This is a genomic window from Amycolatopsis sp. 2-15 (assembly GCF_030285625.1).
In the GTDB taxonomy this organism is placed as follows: Bacteria; Actinomycetota; Actinomycetes; order Mycobacteriales; family Pseudonocardiaceae; genus Amycolatopsis; species Amycolatopsis carbonis.
Map to the genome: position 1 here is coordinate 4,948,291 of NZ_CP127294.1, position 20,365 is coordinate 4,968,655.

The 20,365-nt window shown below is 70.2% G+C and carries 18 protein-coding genes; 15 read left to right on the plus strand and 3 right to left on the minus strand.

Annotated features, from left to right (window positions below; all coding sequences use genetic code 11):
• Window positions 1-173: 173 nt before the first annotated feature.
• The 5 genes from QRX50_RS24580 to QRX50_RS24600 all read left to right on the plus strand — a co-directional run bounded on the left by QRX50_RS24580 (window position 174) and on the right by QRX50_RS24600 (window position 4,261).
• The gene (locus tag QRX50_RS24580; protein ID WP_285974252.1) at window positions 174-725 is read left to right on the plus strand and encodes an NAD(P)H-dependent oxidoreductase; all 552 of its coding nucleotides are present in this window, start codon (window positions 174-176) and stop codon (window positions 723-725) included.
• Window positions 677-1,039 carry an NADPH-dependent FMN reductase gene (locus QRX50_RS24585; RefSeq protein ID WP_285974253.1) on the plus strand — a complete coding sequence of 121 codons (363 nt, stop codon included), beginning with the start codon at window positions 677-679 and terminating at the stop codon, window positions 1,037-1,039. Before QRX50_RS24580 ends, QRX50_RS24585 begins: the two co-directional genes overlap by 49 nt.
• A gap of 81 nt (window positions 1,040-1,120) precedes the next feature.
• A complete protein-coding gene (locus tag QRX50_RS24590) occupies window positions 1,121-2,404 on the plus strand; it encodes an MFS transporter (protein ID WP_285974254.1) in 1,284 nt (427 codons plus the stop codon).
• Between the two features lie 535 nt (window positions 2,405-2,939).
• The gene (locus QRX50_RS24595) at window positions 2,940-4,121 is read left to right on the plus strand and encodes a low temperature requirement protein A (protein WP_285974255.1); all 1,182 of its coding nucleotides are present in this window, start codon (window positions 2,940-2,942) and stop codon (window positions 4,119-4,121) included.
• Window positions 4,121-4,261, plus strand: a complete 141-nt coding sequence (locus QRX50_RS24600; RefSeq protein ID WP_353074142.1) for a nitroreductase/quinone reductase family protein — start codon at window positions 4,121-4,123, stop codon at window positions 4,259-4,261. Before QRX50_RS24595 ends, QRX50_RS24600 begins: the two co-directional genes overlap by 1 nt.
• Before the next feature lie 233 nt (window positions 4,262-4,494).
• Here QRX50_RS24600 and QRX50_RS24605 read toward each other — a convergent pair whose 3' ends face one another.
• Entirely contained in the window at window positions 4,495-5,838 is a 1,344-nt protein-coding gene (locus tag QRX50_RS24605; protein ID WP_285974256.1) for an MFS transporter, read from the minus strand.
• Window positions 5,839-6,092: 254 nt separating this feature from the next.
• Between QRX50_RS24605 and QRX50_RS24610 the strand changes: the two genes are divergently transcribed.
• The 3 genes from QRX50_RS24610 to QRX50_RS24620 are packed head-to-tail and all read left to right on the plus strand — an operon-like array spanning window position 6,093 to window position 8,455.
• Window positions 6,093-7,085, plus strand: coding sequence for a class I adenylate-forming enzyme family protein (locus QRX50_RS24610; protein WP_285974257.1), 993 nt, complete (start codon window positions 6,093-6,095; stop codon window positions 7,083-7,085).
• Window positions 7,082-8,053, plus strand: a complete 972-nt coding sequence (locus tag QRX50_RS24615; protein ID WP_285974258.1) for an NAD(P)H-dependent flavin oxidoreductase — start codon at window positions 7,082-7,084, stop codon at window positions 8,051-8,053. Before QRX50_RS24610 ends, QRX50_RS24615 begins: the two co-directional genes overlap by 4 nt.
• Window positions 8,054-8,107: 54 nt before the next feature.
• Window positions 8,108-8,455, plus strand: coding sequence for a TraR/DksA family transcriptional regulator (locus QRX50_RS24620; protein WP_285974259.1), 348 nt, complete (start codon window positions 8,108-8,110; stop codon window positions 8,453-8,455).
• Window positions 8,456-8,550: 95 nt separating this feature from the next.
• Here the strand turns inward: QRX50_RS24620 and QRX50_RS24625 are convergent, their stop codons facing one another.
• Window positions 8,551-9,150, minus strand: a complete 600-nt coding sequence (locus QRX50_RS24625; protein ID WP_285974260.1) for a TetR/AcrR family transcriptional regulator — start codon at window positions 9,148-9,150, stop codon at window positions 8,551-8,553.
• Window positions 9,151-9,337: 187 nt separating this feature from the next.
• Between QRX50_RS24625 and QRX50_RS24630 the strand changes: the two genes are divergently transcribed.
• From QRX50_RS24630 to QRX50_RS24640, 3 genes are read left to right on the plus strand one after another with little or no spacing between them, the layout of a single operon-like run.
• Window positions 9,338-10,939 (plus strand): FAD-dependent monooxygenase, encoded by a 1,602-nt coding sequence (locus tag QRX50_RS24630; protein WP_285974261.1) that lies wholly within the window; start codon window positions 9,338-9,340, stop codon window positions 10,937-10,939.
• Window positions 10,940-10,980: 41 nt separating this feature from the next.
• Window positions 10,981-11,460 carry an alpha/beta fold hydrolase gene (locus QRX50_RS24635; protein ID WP_285974262.1) on the plus strand — a complete coding sequence of 160 codons (480 nt, stop codon included), beginning with the start codon at window positions 10,981-10,983 and terminating at the stop codon, window positions 11,458-11,460.
• Window positions 11,457-11,801, plus strand: a complete 345-nt coding sequence (locus QRX50_RS24640; protein ID WP_285974263.1) for an alpha/beta fold hydrolase — start codon at window positions 11,457-11,459, stop codon at window positions 11,799-11,801. The genes QRX50_RS24635 and QRX50_RS24640 overlap by 4 nt, the downstream gene beginning before the upstream one ends.
• Window positions 11,802-11,913: 112 nt before the next feature.
• Here the strand turns inward: QRX50_RS24640 and QRX50_RS24645 are convergent, their stop codons facing one another.
• Window positions 11,914-12,489, minus strand: coding sequence for a MarR family winged helix-turn-helix transcriptional regulator (locus QRX50_RS24645; RefSeq protein WP_285974264.1), 576 nt, complete (start codon window positions 12,487-12,489; stop codon window positions 11,914-11,916).
• 80 nt (window positions 12,490-12,569) lie between these two features.
• Here QRX50_RS24645 and QRX50_RS24650 point away from each other — a divergent pair, with 80 nt between their 5' ends.
• The 4 genes from QRX50_RS24650 (at window position 12,570) to QRX50_RS24665 (ending at window position 20,289) form a co-directional block, all read left to right on the plus strand.
• Entirely contained in the window at window positions 12,570-14,642 is a 2,073-nt protein-coding gene (locus tag QRX50_RS24650; RefSeq protein ID WP_285974265.1) for an MMPL family transporter, read from the plus strand.
• Window positions 14,643-14,830: 188 nt separating this feature from the next.
• On the plus strand, window positions 14,831-16,369 hold the full coding sequence (locus tag QRX50_RS24655) for an amidase (RefSeq protein ID WP_285974266.1): 1,539 nt from the start codon (window positions 14,831-14,833) through the stop codon (window positions 16,367-16,369).
• Between the two features lie 155 nt (window positions 16,370-16,524).
• The gene (locus tag QRX50_RS24660) at window positions 16,525-19,377 is read left to right on the plus strand and encodes an FAD-binding and (Fe-S)-binding domain-containing protein (protein ID WP_285974267.1); all 2,853 of its coding nucleotides are present in this window, start codon (window positions 16,525-16,527) and stop codon (window positions 19,375-19,377) included.
• Window positions 19,378-19,560: 183 nt separating this feature from the next.
• Complete coding sequence (locus QRX50_RS24665) at window positions 19,561-20,289, plus strand: dienelactone hydrolase family protein (protein ID WP_285974268.1); 729 nt, start codon at window positions 19,561-19,563, stop codon at window positions 20,287-20,289.
• Window positions 20,290-20,365 lie beyond the last annotated feature (76 nt).

Genomic DNA, 20,365 nt, shown 5'->3' on the forward strand with positions numbered 1-20,365 from the left:
GAAAGCCGCAGTGACATGCCCGCGTACAACTCCTACCTCAACACCGATGTGCTGCACACGCTGCAGGAGCCCGTGGCCGACGTGGAGGGCGAACGGTCGTTGCTCGCGGTATGCCAGGTGCAGGAGCTGTACTTCTGCCTGATCGGCATGGAGTTGCGCGGTACGACGATGTGGTGGCGCTGCCGGGCCGCCGCGGCCTGTCCATTTCGGACGAGATCCTGCACCGCGACCCGTCGACGCAGCACGAGCCGCACCCGGACGTGGTACGCGCGTGGACCACGGTCGTCTCCGGCGGCGACCCCGCCCTGGTGGACCTGCGATTCTGCGGCAGAGCCCTGACGCGGATCGCCGAAGGCTACGCCGAGTACAAGCACTTGCACCTGGTCGCCACGACGCGCTCCTTCGGTCACCGCCATGGAACCCGAAACCGCCTGAGTGGAGAACCCGTGTCGGACCTGACGATCCTCGCGCTGTCCGGAAGCCTGCGCAAGGAATCCCTCAACACCCGCCTGCTGAACTCGGTGGCGCGGTTCGCGCCACCCGAACTGACGTTCGACGTGTTCACGGACCTGGCGGCGATCCCGCCGTTCAACGAGGACGACGAACACCCGGCGCCGCCGGCGGTCGCCGATCTGCGCCGCCGGATCTGCGCCGCCGGATCTGTGCCGCCGACGGCGTGCTCGTCGCGACGCCGGAGTACAACGGCGCCATGCCCGGCGCGTTGAAGAACGCGCTGGACTGGCTTTCGCGACCCGTCGAAGAGGGTCTTGTGCTCGAGCGCAAACCCGTTGCGATCATCGGCGCTTCGAAGGGCCCGCTCGGCAGCATCCGCGCGCAGCTGAACCTGCGTGTGGTGCTGCACAAGATGGATGTGGCCGTGGTGGGCCAGCCGGAGTTCGTGCTGCCTCACGCGCACAAGGCCCTGGCCGGGGACGAGCTGCCGGCCGGTTCGCCTTCGCTGCCGATTCTCACCGCCGTGGTCGAGGGCCTGGTCGACCTGATCGAGCGCCGCCGCGCGGCCGCCTCGCTCACCTGCTGATCGCGTAGCTCCGCAAGTCCCACCGAAGAACGGAGTTCACCCATGAGCCAGACAGCCCCACCGGCCCGCACTGCGCGGCAGATGAGAAAGAACATCCTCGTCAGCGTCGCCGGATCGGCCATCGAGTGGTACGACTTCTTCATCTACGCGTCGGCTTCGGCGCTGGTGCTGAACAAGCTCTTCTTCCCCTCGGTCGACTCGGTCGCGGGCACGTTGCTCGCGTTCAGCACCTTCGCCGTCGGTTTCCTGATCCGGCCGGTGGGGGCGGCCGTGTTCGGGCACTTCGGTGACAGGTTCGGCCGCAAGCCGACGCTGGTGACCGCCATGATGATCATGGGAGCCGCCACCACCGCGATCGGATTGCTGCCGCCGTACGCCACGCTCGGCGTGGCCGCGCCGATCCTGCTGGTGGTGCTGCGGTTGATCCAAGGCCTCGCTCTGGGCGGTCAATGGGGCGGTGCGGTACTGCTCGTCACGGAGTGCGCGCCGGAGGGCAAACGCGGCTTCTACGGCAGTTTCGCGCAGCTCGGCGTGCCGATCGCGCTGATCTTCTCCAACGTGATGTTCCTCGTGCTCTCCGCCGGCGTGTCCCCGGCTGCCTTCCTCGCCTGGGGCTGGCGGATCCCGTTCCTGCTCAGCATCGTGCTGATCGGCGTGGGGCTCTACGCGCAGTCGCGGGCCGAAGAAACCCACGCGGCACCGGAGGCGCGAACCCGGCGACGCGCGCCATTGCTGGAACTCCTGTGCTCGCACCCAAAGCAGATCCTGCTGGCCGCCGGCGCGACCGTGATCAACGGTGGTGCCTACTACCTGCTGACCGTGTACATCCTGTCCTACGCCACGCAAGCGCTTTCAGTACCCCGTGGCACGATCCTCGTGGCTGTGCTCGTGTCGGCCGTGGCATCGGGACTCACGATCCCGGCGGCCGCCGCGCTGTCCGACCGCATCGGCCGGCGGCGGGTGTTCCTCACCGGCGCGGTGCTGCTCGCGGTGTGGGGCTTCCCGATGTTCTGGCTCGTGAACACGGGTTCGCCCGTGCTGATCACGCTCGCGCTCGTGGTGGCGCAGATCGTCTTCAGTCTCACCTACGGCCCGTGCCCGGCGCTGTTCTCGGAGATGTTCGGCGCCGGCGTGCGATATTCGGGCGTTTCCGTGGGTTACCAGATCGGCGCCGTCGCCGGCGGTGCGCTCGCGCCGATCATCGCCACCTCGCTGTTCGCCGAGTTCCACACGGCCAATGCGATCGCCCTGTACCTGGCCCTGATGGCCGCCGTGTCGTTCGTTTCGGTGTTCCTGGTGACCGAGTCCGTCCGGCGCAAGAGGACGGCCGTACGTCCTGAGGTCACCGTGGCCGGAGTGGACTGAAGCTTCCGGGCTCGGGCGCAGGCGCGCGCCAAGCCCTGCCGGCAGGTGTAGAGGCGACAGGTGTACCTGTTCGAAAACCCCAAGTAGTCGGCCACATCGCCGACTGAGCCCGCTGTCCGTCTTCTGCGTGCCGGCAACCGCCCTCCTCGGAGATCATCGCGAGGGTGCGGGCTCCCTTTGAATTAATGGAATTTCTGCCCATCTCGTTAACCCGGAATCATTCTGCAGACCACCGGCGTCCTGCGTTTGGCGGCCGCCCGCCGCGTCAGGAGGGGAAGGCGCCACGGAGCGGCCTAAGTGGCCGGCCGCGATCGAGTATGGAATTGTTCAACCCTGCCGGTTCGTCCGATGTCGACAGACGGACCCGGCTGAGTTGTATCGAGGGAGAATCGTGAGCAAGAGCACTTCGATGAGTCCGAGACCTCACGCTCGATCGTCGCGTCCCCCTCTCCCCAAGCGCTGATCGCACCGCCGACCGCACGTCCCGGACGTTCCCTCAGGCGCCCGGATGCTCGCATGCAGAAAGAACCATGTGATGACACCCGATTCCCGACGCCGGCTCGTCCCGATGCGGCCGCGCGACCCGAACGAGGCGGGACGTGCCGCGTCCACGCTGGAGCTGTTCTTCGACCTCGTCTTCGTCGTCGCCGTGAGCATCGCCGCCGGGCAACTACACCACGGGCTCACCGAGGGGCATGTGCTCGACGGGATCCTCAACTACGGCTTCGTGTTCTTCGGGATCTGGTGGGCCTGGATGAACTTCACCTGGTTCGCCACGTCCTTCGACACCGACGACTGGCTGTACCGGCTGACCACCATCGTGCAGATGGGTGGCGTGCTCGTCTTCGCCTCCGGCATCGGGCCCGCTTTCGAGGAGCACGACTACTCGGTGCTCATCATCGCCTACGTCGTCATGCGCGCGGCACTCGTCGCCCAGTGGCTCCGCGCGTCCCGGTCGTCGGGCCCCACCCGCCGGGCCACGCTCATCTACGCGGGGGGCATCTCAGCGGTCCAGGCCCTGTGGCTCACCTCGCTGTTGCTTCCCGCCGGGGTGTTCACAGTCGGGCTGATCGTGCTCGTCGCCACGGAGATCGTGGTGCCGATCCTCGCCGAGCGCACCGGGACCACGCCCTGGCACCCACACCACATCACCGAACGCTACGGGCTGTTCACCCTCATCCTCCTCGGCGAGAGCCTGCTCGCCTCCGCCAACGCGATCATCGAGGCCCAGCACGACTTCGAGTCGCCCGGTCGGCTCATCGGTATCGCCGCGCTCACGCTCATCGCCACGGCGGCCCTGTGGTGGATCTACTTCTGGCCGCCCCACCACCACGCCATCAAGGACGTCGCGAGCTCCCTTGCCTACGTATACGGGCACTTCTTCATCTTCGCCGCCGCAGGCGCGTTCTCCGCCGGCATCGAGGTCGAGATCGACCTCCTCACCGGACACACTGCACTGCATCAGCCCTACGCGTCCTTCGCCTACACGATCCCGCTCGCCGTCTTCGTTCTCGGCATCTGGGGTCTCGCGATCCGGCCGCACGCCGACCGCGTCGTCAACACCGCCCTGCCTTTGGCCGGCCTTCTCGTCCTCGTCGACCCCCTCATCCCGATCCCCTTCGCCCTCACCGCGGCGATCCTGGCCGGGGCCGTCGCCGTGCTCGTCTGGCGACGGCCGATCGATGGCCACAGCGTCTCAGCCCCCCTGCGTGTCTGATGGGCAACCGCGGCACGCCCCGCATCGAGGCCGACCCGCACGTTGAACTGCAGGACGGTCCGGTCCGGCGGGACATGCGGGCGCGTGAGGTCACCGGAGCGGAGAAGGCCGAGTGGTGGGAGCGCGCGGTCGCGGTGTAAGCGAGCCGAACAGGTAGGTCTTGACGGTTTGCGGAACCGGCGGGCGGACGTAGCGGCCGGCCCGACGGCTCGGGCGTCGGCACTGATCACGGCGGCGGTCATCCGTCGATCCTGGCGTTCCTTCCGGGACGGCCCAGCCTTGCCGGACAGGAGTGCTCCTCGAACGATGTCACCAGCTCGCCCGAGAGTAATGTCCACAATGGACTTGTCATGGGCGGCAGGCGCGGCGCCGCTCAGTGGTGCGTTTCCTTGAGATCCGACGCTTTGACGCCGACCAGCAGCATGACCACGGCGAGGAGCACGATGCCGGCGCTGATCACCAGGCCGAGCGAGAGGCTGCCGGTCGCCGACTGGATGAAGCCCAGCAGGGAAGGGGAAGCGGCGGCGGCGAACGAGCCCATCGACGTCACCACCGCGATGCCCGTCGCCGCCGCGCGGTCGTCGAGGTAGATCGACGGGATCGAGTAGAACACGGTCAGGCCCGAGTAGTGGGCGGCGGCCATCACCGCGAGCAGGATGATCACCACGAGGACGCTGCCGCCGGAGAACGCGAGGGCCGGCATGGCCACGGCGGCCACCAGCCAGCTCGCCGCCGCGTGCCAGCGGCGTTCGAGGGTGCGGTCGGAGTGGCGGCCGACCAGCAGCATCACGACGATGCCGAGCAGCGGCGGGATCGCCGAGAACAGGCCGAGGTTCAGCACGTCGCCGACCCCGGCTTCGGCGATGATGCGCGGGGTCCAGTAGGACACGGCGTTGGCCAGGGTGTAGGCGCCGCAGGCGCACAACCCGAGGATCCAGACCTTCGGGTCGCGCAATGCGAAGAGCATGCCGCCGTGAGGCGTCGGCTTCTTCGCCTTCGAGCCGCGGTCGGCCTCGAGGTCGGCCCGCACCAGCGCTTTCTGCGCCGGGCTCAGCCACTTCGCCTGCTCCGGGTCGTCGGCGAGGAAGAACGCCACCAGCACGGCGAGCAGGATCGGCGGGATTCCCTCGATGAGGAACAGCCACTGCCAGTCGGCCAGGCCGGCGGTGCTGCCGAGTGAGTGCATGATCCAGCCGGAGACGACCGAGCCGAGCACGCCGGAGACCGGGACGCCGATGAAGAACACCGCGGTCATCCGCGTCCGGCGCGCGGACGGGAACCATTGCGCCAGCAGGAAAAGTGCCCCGGGGAAGACGCCCGCCTCGGCCACGCCGAGCAGGAATCGGGCGACGTAGAACGTGACCTCGTCCTGCACGAACAAGGTCGCGATCGTCACCACGCCCCCCGTGGCCATGATCCGGACCAGCGTCTTGCGGGCGCCGATCCGCGCGAGCAGGGCGTTGCTGGGCACTTCGAACAGGATGAACCCGACGAAGAAGAGCGTGACGCCTAGCCCGTAGACGGCCGAGCCGAACCCGACGTCGCACTGAAGACCCTGCTGCGCGATACCGATATTGGTGCGGTCGACGAAGCTGACGACGTAGCAGACCACCAGCAGCGGCATGACCCGCAACGCGATGGTCCGGTAAGTGGAGGCGCGGTCGCCGGCACGGATCTGCTCGGCGGGCCGTCCGGCAACGGCGGGGCGTTCGGCCACGGCTACTCGACTCCTTTGTCCGGCGGAGCGTGCGGCAGCAGTCTCCGGGAGATCGGTGTCGAGTCGCTGCCCGACCTCGAATCGGTCGTGGTGCTGGGCGAAGACGTTCCGGCGTTCGCGACGCGGTGGGCGGATTTCCTCGCGGCGGGTGGCGCGGCGCCGGAACCGGCGGCCACTCCCGACGACGTGCTGCTGGTCCAGTACACCTCCGGCACGACCTCCCGGCCGAAAGGCGTCCTGCTGACCCCCGGAGTATGTGCGCGGACGCGTTCTTCTCCGGTGCCCGCATGGGCTTGCGCCCCGGTGACCGCTTCCCCTCGGCGAGACCGTTCTTCCACGTCGCCGGCAGCACGCTCTCCGTGCTGGCCTCGGCCCAGCACGCCACCACGCTCGTAACGATGCCGAAGTTCGAGGCGCGCGAAGCGTTGCGGTTGCTGGAAGCCGAGCGCTGCACCCACTTCTCCGGCAACGACACCATCGCGCTGCTGCTGCTCAACCACCCGGCCCGGGCCTGGCGGCACCTGTGCCTGCGCGGGGCGTGGGTGGCCGCGTCCCCGACGGTGATCCGGCGGGTGATCGACGAGCTCGGTGCTCGCGAATGCGTTGCGGGATACGGTCTTTCGGAGGCTTCGCCGAATGTGGCGCAGTCGGCGTGGTGGGAGCCCGAAGAGATCCGCGCGTCCGGCGCGATGGCCGTTGAACCGGGTGTCGAGGTGCGGATCCGCGCGTTCGAGGGCGACCGCGACTGCGCACCTGGTGAGCCGGGGTCGGTGCTGGTGCGCGGCTGGAACGTGATGGTGGGCTACCTCGACGACCCGGTCAAGACGGCCGAGACGATCGACGCCGACGGGTGGCTCGCCACCGGCGACATCGGCCTGCTCGACGCCTCAGGGCGCTTCCACTTCACCGGCCGCACCAAGGACATCATCCGCGTCGGCGGCGAGAACGTGGCGCCCGCGGACATCGAGGACACCCTGCACCGGCATCCCCTCATCCGGCAGGCTGCCGTCGTCGGTGTCCCCGACGCGCGGCTGGTCGAGGTCCCCTTCGCGTTCGTCGTGCTCACCGAGCCCGGCATCACCGAGGCGGAGCTGCTCGCCTGGGCTCGTGAGCGGATGGCGGGCTTCAAGGTGCCGCGGCACCTGCGGGTGGTCGACGGCTTCGAGAACATCGGGATGACCGCCAGTTCGAAGATCCAGAAGAACCGGCTCGCCGCGCACGCCCGATCGCTGCTGGGGCCGGCGTGATCCGCGTCGAGACGCCGGTGACCCGGTTGCTGGGCCTCGACCTGCCGATCGTGCAGGCCGGGATGTCGTGGGCGTCGTCGTGCTCCGCGCTGCCCTTGGCCGTGAGCAACGCCGGTGGCCTCGGCGTGGTGGCAGCCGGGCCGATGCGGCTGCCCGAGCTCGACCGGGTCCTGGCGGAGGTGGCGGCCGGCACGGAGCGGCCGTGGGCGGTGAACCTCCCGCTCCACCGTGCGGGCGCCGACGAGGTCATCGACCTGCTGGTGCGCCGCCGCCCGCCCGTGCTGATCGCCTCCCAGGGCGGTCCGCGCCGGTACCTGCAGCGGTTCCACGACCTCGGTACGCGCTGTTTGCACGTCGTCGCCGGGATCGGGCACGCGCAGAAGGCGGCCGATGCCGGTGTCGACGGGCTCGTGGTGGTCGGCGCCGAGGCCGGCGGGCACCCGCCGCCCGCGATGGTCGGGACGGCCGTGCTGGTGCGCGCGGTGGCGAGGGCGGTCCCGTCGCTGCCGCTGGTCGCGTCGGGAGGTGTCGCCGATGGCGCCGGCCTGGCGGCCGTGCTCGCCCTCGGCGCCGGCGCCGCGCAGTTCGGCACCCGGTTCCTGGCCAGTACGGAGGCCTCGGTCCATGACGGCTACAAGCAGGCGGTGCTTGCCGCGGGCGTCGACAGCACTCGCACGGTCGGCCACGGTCTGGGTGTGATCCGCGCCCTGGGCAACGACTTCACGGCCCGGATGCTCGACCTCGAGGCCACCGGCGCGGAGGAATCCGTGCGGCGCAAGACGTTCCTGGCCTCGACGCTCAAGGACGCGGCTCTGCACGGTGACGTCACGGACGGCAAGGTCGAAGCCGGCCAGTCCGCCGGGTTGGTTGACGAGGTGCTGCCCGCGGCCGAGATCGTGTCCCGGATCGTGGACGAGTACCGGGCGGCGCTGGCCGGTCTTCCGGCCGTCGTGAACGCGGGGGAGTAGCGGGCAGGCTGGATTCTGCTCCAGGATGACGGTGACAGGGAGGATGGTCGCGTCATGGACGAGCGCGCCGCGATGGAGCTGATCGAGCGGGCGCGCGCCGAGACCTCGCGACGGGCCTCGGCGCTGGCCCGGCAGTGGGACGAGATCGTGGCGGCGTCGCAGTTCACCAGCGGCGACGACGAACACGACCCGGAAGGCGCCACCATCGCCTTCGAGCGCGCACAGGTCCAGGCATTGCTGCGCCAAGCCCAAGACGAACTCGTGGCACTCGGCCAAGCCGCCGAGCGGGTGCTGGCGGGCGTCTACGAGGTCTGCGAACGCTGCGGCGGCCCGATCTCCGAAGGCCGGCTCACCGCCCTGCCGGCGACGCGGATCTGCATCGCCTGCGCGAATCGAAGGTGACCCGACCACTCCACGGCAACGCGGCGACAGTGCACCTCACGGCCTCCCGAGTGGACGAACAGAGGTTCACGGACGCCTTGCGCGTTTCCTGACGTTCACTGGATGCGCGCGGGGACGGGCACCTTGTCCGCGTGCAAGAGGTCCAGCGCCGTGCGCGTGAGCTTGCGCAGATCGGCCCGGCCGCCGCTGGCGTACCAGTCCTCGAACGCCAGGATGAACACGGCGGCGGTCTGCGCGACGGCGAGTCCGGCGATGGCCTCGGCCGACCGGCCGCCGAGGCGATCGGCGACCTCACGCCGGAGATCGGCTTCCCAGGCTCGGATGGACTGGGCGAAATGCGCCCGAACGGATGGCGTGGTGGTGATGATCTCGTAGGCGCCCCGGAGCTGCTTGGGCAGTTCGAGGTTGGACTGCACGACGCTTTCGAGGACGGTGCGCAGGACGTCCGGGATCGGAGTTTCCGCCGGGCACGCGCGGACGTCGGCCAAGGCGGTGTCGAAGACCTTCTTGAAGCCGCTGAGGACCAGCTCTTCTTTTGTGGGGAAGTAGCGGTACACGGTGCGGCTGCCCACCTCGGCCTCGGCGGCGATCTCTCCCACCGTCGTCGCGGTGAAGCCTTGGGCCTCGAACAGGGTGAAGGCGACGTCGGCGATCGACTCGCGGGTTCGCTCCATCTTGATGTCGCGCAGCGACATGGCTCCTCCTCGGCAGACCGTCGGACGTCATCCTGTCACTTGGCAGTGAGTGCCGCCTGGCTCGACGCACGGTGAGGTTCAGGTCACACCCCGTTCGCCTTTTGGCAGTCGCGGCCGATCGGCACAATGAGCCATGTGGCACTGACTGCCATTAGATAGGTCAACGCAACGGCCTGAGGGGTTGGAGATGACCGAAATGAACGCTGTGTCGGGCGACGAGGTCCCGGTTCTCATCGTCGGCGGCGCGTACACCGGACTCAGCACCGCGCTGGGACTGGCGTGGCGCGGCGGGCGATCGCTGCTGGTCGAGCGCCGGCCCACGACCGCCACGTTGCCGAAAGCGTGGGGTCTCAACATGCGCACGACGGAGCTGCTGAGGAACATCCCGGGGGTCGAGGCTTCGCTCCAGGCTGCGGAGATCACCGGCAAACTGGTGCAGCACAGGGCGGGCGCGAGCCTCGTCGCGTCGGAGGTGGTGGAGTCGGACACCGAGCAGATCCTCGCCCTGCGGCGCCGCGTGACGTCGACGTTGCCCCAGGTGCTTCCGCAGTCCACCGTCGAAAAGACGCTGCGAGAGCAGGCGGAGCGGCTCGGTGCGGATGTGCGGTACGGAACCGAGCTGGTCTCGTGGACGCAGGCCGAGGACGGCGTCACCGCCACCCTTCGCGACGTGGCTTCGGGGCAGGAAAGCACTGTGCACGCCGAATATCTGGTCGCCGCGGACGGCCACGCCAGCCCGATCCGCGACCGGCTCGGTGTCCCCCTCGACGGAGGCGGGCAGGTCGGCCACATCTACGTGGTCACCTTCGAAGCCGATCTACCGCAGTACACGCAGGACAAGCAGCCGTTCGTCGTGACGGTGCGCGGTCGGGGCATGAGCATCATCTTCGACGGCAACCTTCTGACGCTGTGGGTCGACTACTTCCCGGAAAAGGGTGAGGGCGACGCCGACTTCACCGAAGACCGGTGCGTCGAGCGGGTGCGCCGGGCGGTGGGCATTCCCGATCTGGACTGCCGGATCGTCAACACCCGCTCCTTCGCGTTGAACCACCACCTCGCCCGGCAGTTCAAGGTCGGCCGCGTCATCCTGGCGGGCGATGCCGCGCACTCCTGTCCGCCGGTCGGGGGCCAGGGCGGGAGTCTCGCCCTGCAGGACGGGTACGAGCTCGCGTGGCGGCTGGCCCTGGTGACCGGCGGCCAGGCCGGGCCCGGACTGCTGGACGCCTGGGAGGTCGAGCGCCGGCCGATCGTCAACATCACCCTCGAACGCGAGGTCGAGCTACTGAAGATCGCCGAGGGGCGAGTGCTCGCGACGAGCGACCCGTCGCAACCGATTCCCACGGCGAAGGAGATGCTCGGTTTCCGCTACCGCTCGAGCACGGTCCGCACGGAACTGGAGGACGATCTCAGCCTGCAGGAGGATCCGATGAACCCGTCCGGGTTCCCGGGTACCCGCGCCCCGCACGTGCGGCTGCGGCGGGACCGGACCGAGCTGTCCACACAGGAACTGTTCGGACCGGGGTTCGTGCTGCTCACGGATCCGGACGGCATCAGCTGGCTCGGCGCCGCGGACAAGGTGTCGGAAAGCCTCGGCCTCGACATCGCCTCGCACACGATCGGCACCGAGCTGGTCGACACCGAGGACACATGGCACTCCCGTTACGGGATCGGCGCGGGCGGCGCGGTGCTCGTCCGGCCCGACGGGGTCATCGCGTGGCGCAGCAAGACGGCCGCCGGCGATCCGGAACACGAGCTCGACGAGGCGCTCACCGCGATTCTCGCCCGCTGACCCGGCGGGTGCGAACGCCTGCGGAAGGACGGAATTCGGCTATGGCACTCAGAGAAATCACCCTCGGCGGGCTCTCGTTCGACGTCTCCGACACCGGACCCGAAGACGCCCCGGCCGTTTTGCTGCTGCATGGTTTCCCCCAGAGCCACCGCTGCTGGGACGGGGTCGCCCAGCGGCTCAACGCGCGGGGATACCGCACGATCGCGCCGAACCAGCGTGGTTACTCGGCGGGCGCGCGTCCGCTGTCGGTGTCCGACTACGGGGTCCCGGCCCTGGTGTCCGACGCGCTCGGCATTCTCGATTCCCTCGGCGTGACGCAAGCGCACGTCGCAGGACATGACTGGGGCGGGGCCCTGGCGTGGCACCTCGCCGTGCAGCACCCCGAGCGCACCCGATCACTCGTGGCCGTGTCGATGCCGCACCCGGCCGCGTGGGAGTGGGCTCGGGAAACGATCCCGATCAGCAACACAGCTCGCGCTACCTCGCCGAATTCAGGCGAGCGGGCGAGATCGACGAGGTGATCGCGGACGGCGGCAAACTGCGCGCGCTCATGGTGCCACCGCTGTCCGAGGAACAGTTCGCCCCGCACCAGGCACTCATGTCCGGCGGGGCCGCGACCCCCGCTCTCAACTGGTACCGGGCGATGGGCAGCTTCCGGGCGCTGGGTCCGTCGACGGTCCCGACCACGTACCTGTGGAGCACCGCCGACACGGCACTGGGCCGCGCCGGCGCCGAACGCTGCCGACGGCACGTGACCGGGCCCTACCGGTTCGTCGAACTCGAGGGGATCACGCACTGGGTCCCCGAAACAGCACCGGAAGCCGTCGCGCGGGAAATTCTCTCCGCCGCCGAGCGGAACTGAGCGCGGACCGCGTTGCCGGGCCGGACACCGAACCCATCGCGTCGGTGCCCGGCTCGCCTCCGCGTCCCGGCCAGGCCACCCTGACGTCCTCAGGACATGCCTGCGTGACCCACTACCGACGAGAAGCGTGCCCGGGAGGCGGCTCACTTCTGCGGCCGGATGGGCCCCGATCGTCGTCGGTCGCGGCGGTGATGGCGGTCGACACGTCCTGCAGGAAGCGGGCGATGAGGGCTTGCTGCGGTTCGCTGTAGCGCGCGATGACCGCGCGGACGTGGTCGGCGAGCGGGCCGAACAGGGCGGCGCCGATCGCCAGCGCCGAGTCGGTGATCCGCAGATCGACCTGGCGGCGATCGGCAGCGCTGCGGGTGCGCCGCAGGTGCCCGGCTTGTTCGAGCCGGTCGATGAGGGCGCTGGTGGCCGGAGGGCTCAGGTGCAGAGCCGCACTGAGCCGTCCGGGGGTCATCGGTTCCCGCGTCCGGTCGGCGTCCATGACCACGGCCAGCGCGTTCAAGTCGGTGCGGTGCATGTCGTGACCGGCGCCGATCGTGGCGACGTAGCGCTCGGTCTCCACGGCGTGGCGACGCAGCAACCCGGCCAACCCGTGGGGGTCGCCGGCCGCTCCCGCCGGGCTTCCTTCCATGTCGTGCTCCTCATCGTTCTCCCACAGCGACAGCCCGGTTGCGATCACGAGCGTCTCACCTTATGTTTCCATCATCGAATATTTCTACGGTGGAAATAAAACTGACCCCTGAGAGGGGATGTCAAGAGGTGAGCGACGACGTCCCGGCGGCTCGCCGGACTAGGCGCCTCAGGTGGCTGCTGCCGGCGGTGCTCGCCGTGCTGTGGCTGGCGTTGGGTGCTCTCGCCGGGCCGTTCGCCGGAAAGCTGGGCGACGTCGTCCAGAACGACAGCTCCGCGTTCCTGCCCCGAAGTGCCGAGGCCACCCAGGCGCAAGCGCAGGCACGGGCGTTCGTCGACCGCGAGGTGCTGCCGGCGGTCGTGGTGGCCGAGCGGTCCACGGGGCTCACCGCGGCGGACCGGGAGTTCCTCGCCGAGCGGTCCGCCCGGATCGCTCGGCTGCCCGGGGTCGAGGCGCCGGCGTCGCCGGTCATCCCGGCTCCGCGAGACGACCGTGCCGTGCAGGTGGTGGTGGGGATCGACGCCACCGGCAACCCCGGCGACGTCGCGACCGGGGTGCGCGAAGCGCTGGAGGACGCGCCGCGGGGGTTGACCGTGCTGGTGACCGGGCCGGCCGCGCAGATCGCGGATCTGGTGGTCGCGTTCGGCGGGATCGACGGGGTGCTGCTGCTGGTCGCCGGTGCGGTGGTGGCCCTGATCCTCGTCGTGGTCTACCGCAGCCCGCTGCTGCCGCTGCTGGTGCTCATGTCCGCCGTCTTCGCACTGGGGCTGGCGAGCCTGACGGTGTACCTCCTGGCGGACAACGGGATCATCGATCTCAACGGGCAGAGCCAAGGCATCCTCTCGATCCTCGTCTTCGGCGCGGCCACCGACTACGCGCTGCTGCTGGTTTCGCGGTTCCGAGAGCAGTTGCGCGATACCGGCAGCCGGTTCGACGCCATGCGAGCGGCTCTGCGCGGCACTGTCGAACCGATCGTCGCGTCCGCGGCGACGGTCATCCTCGGCGTCTTGTGCCTGCTGTTCAGTGAGCTGAACTCCAACAAGGCGCTGGGGCCGGTGGCCGCGATCGGCATCGCGTCGGCGCTCGTGGCTTCGCTGACGTTCCTGCCCGCGGTGCTGGTGCTGTTCGGACGTGCGATCTTCTGGCCCCGGGTACCCGCGCTGGGCTCCGCGCACCCCGAGGCCGCCGGGGTGTGGGGGAAGGTGGCCGAGTTCGTGGGGCGATCTCCCCGGGCGATCTGGATCGGCGTGGTGCTCGTGCTGGCCGTCGGAGTGGCGTTCCTGCCGCAGTTGAAAGCCACCGGCACCAGCCAGTCGGACGTGTTCCTGGACCGGGTCGATTCCGTCACGGGGCAACAGGTGCTCGAGCGGCACTTCCCCGGCGGCACCGGCGCGCCGACCGTTGTCATCGCGAACGCCGGCGCGTCCGCCGCGGTGCGTTCGGCGGCCGTGGTGGCCGGGGTCGAGCGGGCTACCGTGGTGCCCCCGGTCGTCGGCGGCCGCTCCCGGGTGGAGGTGGTGCTGCGCGACGCCCCGGATTCCACCGCGGCCGTCGAAACCGTCCAGCGCGTCCGCGACGCCGTGCACGCGGTGCCCGGCGCGGACGCGGTGGTGGGCGGTCCCACCGCCGTGCAGCTCGACACGCGGATCGCCGCCGAGCACGACCGCGACCTGATCATCCCCATTGTGCTGGTGGTGATCTTCCTGGTGCTGGCGTTGCTGCTGCGCGCGTTGCTCGCGCCGCTGCTGCTGATCGCCACCGTCGTGTTGTCGTTCGCCGCCACCATGGGCCTGTCCGCGGTCTTGTTCAACTCGGTCTTCGGGTTTCCCGGAGCCGACCCCGTGGTGCCGTTGTTCGGTTTCGTGTTCCTGGTCGCGCTGGGCGTCGACTACAACATCTTCCTGATGACCAGGGTGCGGGAGGAGACGCGACGTTCGTCCACCCGGGCGGGAACGCTGCGCGGGCTCGCTGTGACCGGGGGAGTGATCACTTCGGCCGGTGTGGTTCTCGCTGCCACGTTCGCGGCGCTCGCCGTCATCCCGATCCTGTTCTTGGCCCAGCTCGCCTTCATCGTCGCGGTCGGCGTGCTGATCGACACCCTGCTGGTTCGCACGCTTCTCGTGCCCGCGCTCACGCTCGACATCGGTCGCCGCGTCTGGTGGCCTTCGGCGCTGTCCCGGGCTGACCCGATCGCGCGGTGAACGTGGCTACCGGGTCCGGTGCAGGAGCAGCTCGGACGCACGCCACCGGTCACGAGGGTCGGTCATGGCGCCCAGCTTGCCCGGCGGTGGTGGCGTGCCTCGCTGACCTGCGCACACACCGGCATTCGTTGACCTGTTGTCGGATCGTCCCTAGGTTCGACGCCATCGCCGACCTCGAAGGAGCGGTCATGGCTATCCCGGTGCCCGATGCGGCAAAGCTCGCTCAGCTGTCTCAGCGTTACGGATTCGACTTGACCGAGGCCGAGGTCGCGGAGTTCGTCCCGGCGGTCGAGGGGACGTTGGCGGCGTCGGAGGAGGTCGAGCGGCTCTACGGTCGGTCGGCGCCCGAGGTGCCGGTGCGGGAGTCGTCGTTGCCGGTGGACAACCCGCTCAACGCGTGGTCGGTGCGGACGGCGATCAGTGAGACGGGGGAGGGGCCGCTGGCGGGCCGTACGGTCGCTGTGAAGGACAACATCGCCGTGGCCGGCGTTCCGATGGTCAACGGTTCGGCGTCGATGGAGGGCTTCGTGCCGAGGCGGGATGCCACGGTGGTGCGCCGGCTGCTCGGCGCGGGCGCGACGATCGCCGGCAAGTCGACGTGCGAAGACCTGTGTTTCTCCGGCGGCAGTTTCACGTCGTGGCCGGGGCCGGTGCGCAACCCTTGGGATCGCTCGCGCAACGCGGGTGGTTCGTCGAGCGGCAGTGCCGCGCTCGTGGCGAACGGTGACGTCGACCTGGCGGTGGGCGGGGACCAGGGCGGCTCGGTGCGGATCCCGGCGTCGTTCACCGGGATCGTCGGGCACAAGCCGACGTTCGGGTTGGTGCCGTACACCGGTGCGTTTCCGATCGAGCAGACCATCGACCACCTGGGACCGATGACGCGCACGGTGGACGACGCGGCGCTGATGCTGGGCGTGCTGGCCGGTGTCGACGGCTACGACTCCCGGCAACCGACGGTCCTCGACCCGGTCGACTACGTCGCCGCTCTGCGCGAGAGCGCGTCCGGTCTGCGCGTGGGTGTGGTGCGGGAAGGGTTCGGCACGCCCGTTTCGCTGGCCGGTGTCGACGACGTGGTCCGGGACGCGGTGGAGGTGCTGCGGTCGGCCGGGCTGACCGCGGACGAGGTCTCGGTCCCGTGGCACAGCGACGCCATGGCGGTGTGGAACGTGATCGCGACCGAAGGCGCCGCCTACCAGATGATCGACGGCCACGGATACGGATTGGGCACCTGGGGCCAGTACGACCCCGAGCTGATCGCGCACTACGCCCGGGGGCGGATCGCGCGCGGTCACGACCTGTCCAAGACGGTCCAGCTCGTCGGCCTCTCGGGCCGCTACACCTTCGAACTCGGCGGCGGCAAGTACTACGCCATGGCGCGCAACCTTTCCTACGAACTGCGGGCCGCCTACGACGCCGCCCTGGGCGAGTACGACGTCCTCGTCATGCCGACGCTGCCGTACGTCGCGCGGGAGCTGCCGTCGCCGGACGTGTCGCTCGCGGATTATCTGGATACGGCCTTGTCGATGATCGGCAACACCGCGCCTTTCGATGTGACCGGGCATCCTGCGTGCAGCGTGCCGGCCGGGCTGGTGGACGGGCTGCCGGCCGGGATGATGATCATCGGGAAGCGGTTCGACGACGCCACGGTTTTGCGGGTCGCGCATGCCTATGAGCAAGCGGTGGGTGGGTTTCCCGCGCCGGCCGGTGCTGCTGCGGCGGCTTCCTAGCGCAGGGTGCACCAAGGCTTGTTCAGGTGGTGCCGGACATCTCCTCAGCCGACCCTTGCCCCGGGCGGCGTCGACCGTGAATCTGGATCAGCGAGCCGAGCGACCTCGAGCACGCTGAACGCGCCACGCACGACACGATCGACGAGGATCAGCCGATGACCGCCACCGAGCAAGCCGCCGCCACTGCGGGCGGCGAAGCCGACCTGCTCGACCTGCTGGCCGCCGCGACCGGGGATCCGGGGCGGGTCGGGCGGCGGCTGACCGACCGGCTGGCCTACGCGCACGACGCGTCGCACTTCATGCTCACGCCGCGGGCGGTGGTGAGTGCGAGCAGCGCGGACGAGGTCGGGAGGTTGTTCGCCGCCGCGGGCTCGGCCGGGGTGCCGCTCGGGTTCCGGTCCGGGGGGACGAGCTTGTCGGGGCAGGGTGGGACGGACGGCGTGCTCGTCGACACGCGGCGGCACTTTCGCGACATCGAGGTGCTCGACGACGGTGCGCGGGTGCGGGTGGGGCCCGGTGCGACGATCCGGCAGGTGAACGCACGTCTCGCGCGGTTGGGTCGCAAGCTCGGGCCCGACCCGGCGAGCGAGGTGGCGTGCACCGTCGGGGGCGTGGTCGCGAACAACTCCAGCGGCATGGCGTGCGGCACCTGGGCCAACAGCTACGCGACGCTCGAGTCGATCGTGCTCGTCCTGCCGTCGGGCACGGTCGTCGACACCGGCGAACCCGATGCCGACGGCCGCCTGCGCGCGGCTGAGCCCGAGTTGCACGCCGGGCTGCGCCGGCTGCGCGACCGGGTGCGGGGTGACGCGGTGCTGCGCAAGCGGGTCGAGCAGCAGTTCTCGATGAAGAACACCATGGGCTACGGCCTCAATTCGCTGCTCGACCACACCGAGCCGGCCGACATCCTGGCCCACCTGGCGGTCGGCAGTGAGGGCACGCTGGCGTTCATCGCGTCGGTGGTGCTGCGCACGGTGCCGTTGCACGGGCACGCGCGCACCGGCCTGCTCGTCTTCGACGACCTCGCCGGGGCCACGGGTGCGTTGCCGGCGTTGGTCGCCACCGGTCCGGCGACGATCGAGCTGCTCGACGCGACCTCGATCCGCGTGGGCCAGCGCGACGCGCAGGCGACCGCGGTGCTGCGCGAGCTCGCGGTCGACCGGCACGCGGCGTTGCTCGTCGAGTACCAGGCCGGCACCGCCGACGAGGTGGACGAGCTGGCCGCGGGTGCCGGCGCGGCCCTGGCGGCGCTGGCGACCACGGCGCCGGTGGTGCTGTCGGCGGACCCGGCGACCCGGGCCGGCCACTGGCACGTCCGGAAAGGCCTGTACGCCATGATCGCCGGGGCCCGCCCGGCCGGCACGACGGCCCTGCTGGAGGACATCGTCGTGCCGGTGCCCGAACTGCTGCCGACGTGCGAGGCGCTCACCGGCCTGTTCGACCGCCACGGCTACCGCGACAGCGTGATCTTCGGCCACGCCAAGGACGGCGACATCCACTTCATGCTCACCGAGCGGCTCGGCGACGGCCGACCGCTTGATCGGTTCGCGGCGTTCACCGACGACATGGTCGATCTCGTGCTCGGCCGCGGCGGCTCGCTGAAGGCCGAGCACGGTACCGGCCGGATGATGGCTCCGTTCGTGCGCCGCCAGTACGGCGACGAGCTCTACGAGGTCATGCGCGAGATCAAGCGCCTGTGCGACCCGCGGGGCCTGCTCAACCCGGGTGTGCTCATCGCCGACGACCCGGCCGGGCACCTGCGGAACCTCAAGGCGTCGCCGCCGGTGGAGGAAGAAGTCGACCGCTGCGTGGAATGCGGCTTCTGCGAACCCGTCTGCCCGAGCCGCGATCTGACCACCACGCCGCGCCAGCGCATCGTGCTTCGGCGGGAGATCGAGCGAGCCCGCGAAGCCGCGGACACGGCCGCGCTCACGCAGCTGCGCGCGGAGTACGAGTACGACGCGGTGGAGACCTGCGCCGTCGACGGGATGTGCCAGACCGCCTGCCCGGTGACGATCAACACCGGCGACCTGATGAAGCGGCTCCGGGCCGAAGAGGCCGGACGGGCCACGTCGGCGATCTGGGCCGGTGCCGCGCGGCACTGGGACGGCGCGACGCGGGCGGCCGCGACCGCGCTCACCACCGCGGCCAAGCTGCCGGAGCGCCTGGTTCTCGGCGCGAACGAGCTGGCCCGCAAGGCCGGGAGCACCGACGCGGTCCCGCTGTGGTCGCCCGAGCTCCCGCGGGGCGGCCGGCGCCGCACCGAGTCCGTGACCGGGAACGCCGACGCGGTGCTGTTCGCCTCGTGCACCGGCACCATGTTCGGCGGCGCGGAGCCCGGAGTCGCCGACGCGCTGCGGACCCTGTGCGAACGCGCCGGGATCCGCCTCACGACTCCGGACGGGCCGGCGTCGCTGTGCTGCGGCACCCCGTGGAAGTCCAAGGGCCTGGACCGGGGGTACGACGAGATGTCGAAGCGGGTGCTCCCCGCGCTGTGGGCCGCCACGGGAAACGGCCGGATCCCGGTGATCGGCGACGCGTCCTCGTGCACCGAGGGGCTGCGGCACCTGATCGCGCTGGGGCCGGAGCGGTTCCGGGAGATCCGGGTGGTCGACGCCGTCGAGTTCGTGCGCGACGAGGTGCTCGGCCGCCTCACGATCAGCGCCCCGGTCGCGGCCGTGGCCCTGCACCCGACGTGTTCGGCCACGCGGATGGGCCTCTCCGGCGCGCTGCGTGAGGTCACCGCGGCCGTGGCCGGCACCGTCACCGTGCCCGACGAGTGGGGGTGCTGCGGCTTCGCCGGCGACCGCGGTCTGCTCCACCCCGAGCTGACGGCGTCGGCCACCGCGCGCCAGGCCCGGGAGCTGACCGGCGCCGGGCCCTTCGACGCCCACGTCTCCTGCAATCGCACGTGCGAACTCGGCATGACCAGGGCGACCGGGCATCGCTACGAACACGTCCTGGAGCTCGTCGAACGGGCGACCAGGCCCGCGGAGGGAAAGCTCTGAGCGAGGTCCGCGAAAACTCACTGGTGGACCGAGACGGCCGCTGCTGGTTTCCCGGAGACCGTGCGAGAGACCGAGGAGGTGGTACCCGTGAACGCAGGCGACATGGGTGCTCCCCTCAGGGTCACGGTCGGGCGGTAGGTCGTCCGGGAGCGCCGTTCACGAGCACTCCCGAAAGGCACGACCATGCGATTCTCCGCCGAACAACGCCTCGAAGACGACGTCCTCGAACGAGAGTTCACCCTCGGCGAGGTTCCCGGCATCCTGTGGACCCCCGGATCGGTGTCCGAGCCGGTCCCGCTGATCCTGCTCGGCCATCCTGGTGGACTGCGCAAGATGTACCCCCGGCTGGTGGCCCGGGCCCGGAGTTCCGCGGCGGAAGGCTACGCCGCGGCCACCCTCGAGCTCCCCGGAAGCGGTGACCGGCCCCGTTCCGCCGACGCCGAGCAGGCCCGCGCCGACCTGCGCCGGGCGTTGCAGACCGGGGAACCTCTCGAAGAGATCGTCGACCGGCTCATCCTGCCGCTGGTCGAGCAGGCGGCTCCGGAATGGCAGGCCGCCCTGGACGCCCTGCTTTCCCTGCCCGGCATCGGCGGCCCGGTCGGGCTCGCGGGCGGGGTGATCGCGCTCGGCGTGCGGCTGGCGGTGGTCGAGCCGCGCCTCGCGGCCGCCGTTCTGTTCGCCGGGAGTTTCGTGCCCCGCAGCATGTTCGAGGAGGCGCGCCAGGTCACCATTCCGCTGCACGTCCTGCTGCAGTGGGACGACGAAGGCAACGACCGGCAGCTCGCCCTGGACCTGTTCGACGCCTTCGGGTCGAAGGAGAAGACGCTGCACGCCAACCTGGGCGGGCACACCGGCGTCCCGCCGTTCGAGGGGGAAGCCGGGAACCGGTTCTTCGCCCGGCACCTGAGGTGAGGCCGGTCTCCTCGGCCCGAGATCCGTTGACCGGGCGGGGAAAGGTACCGGTCCGTTGTGGACACCGACCCGGACC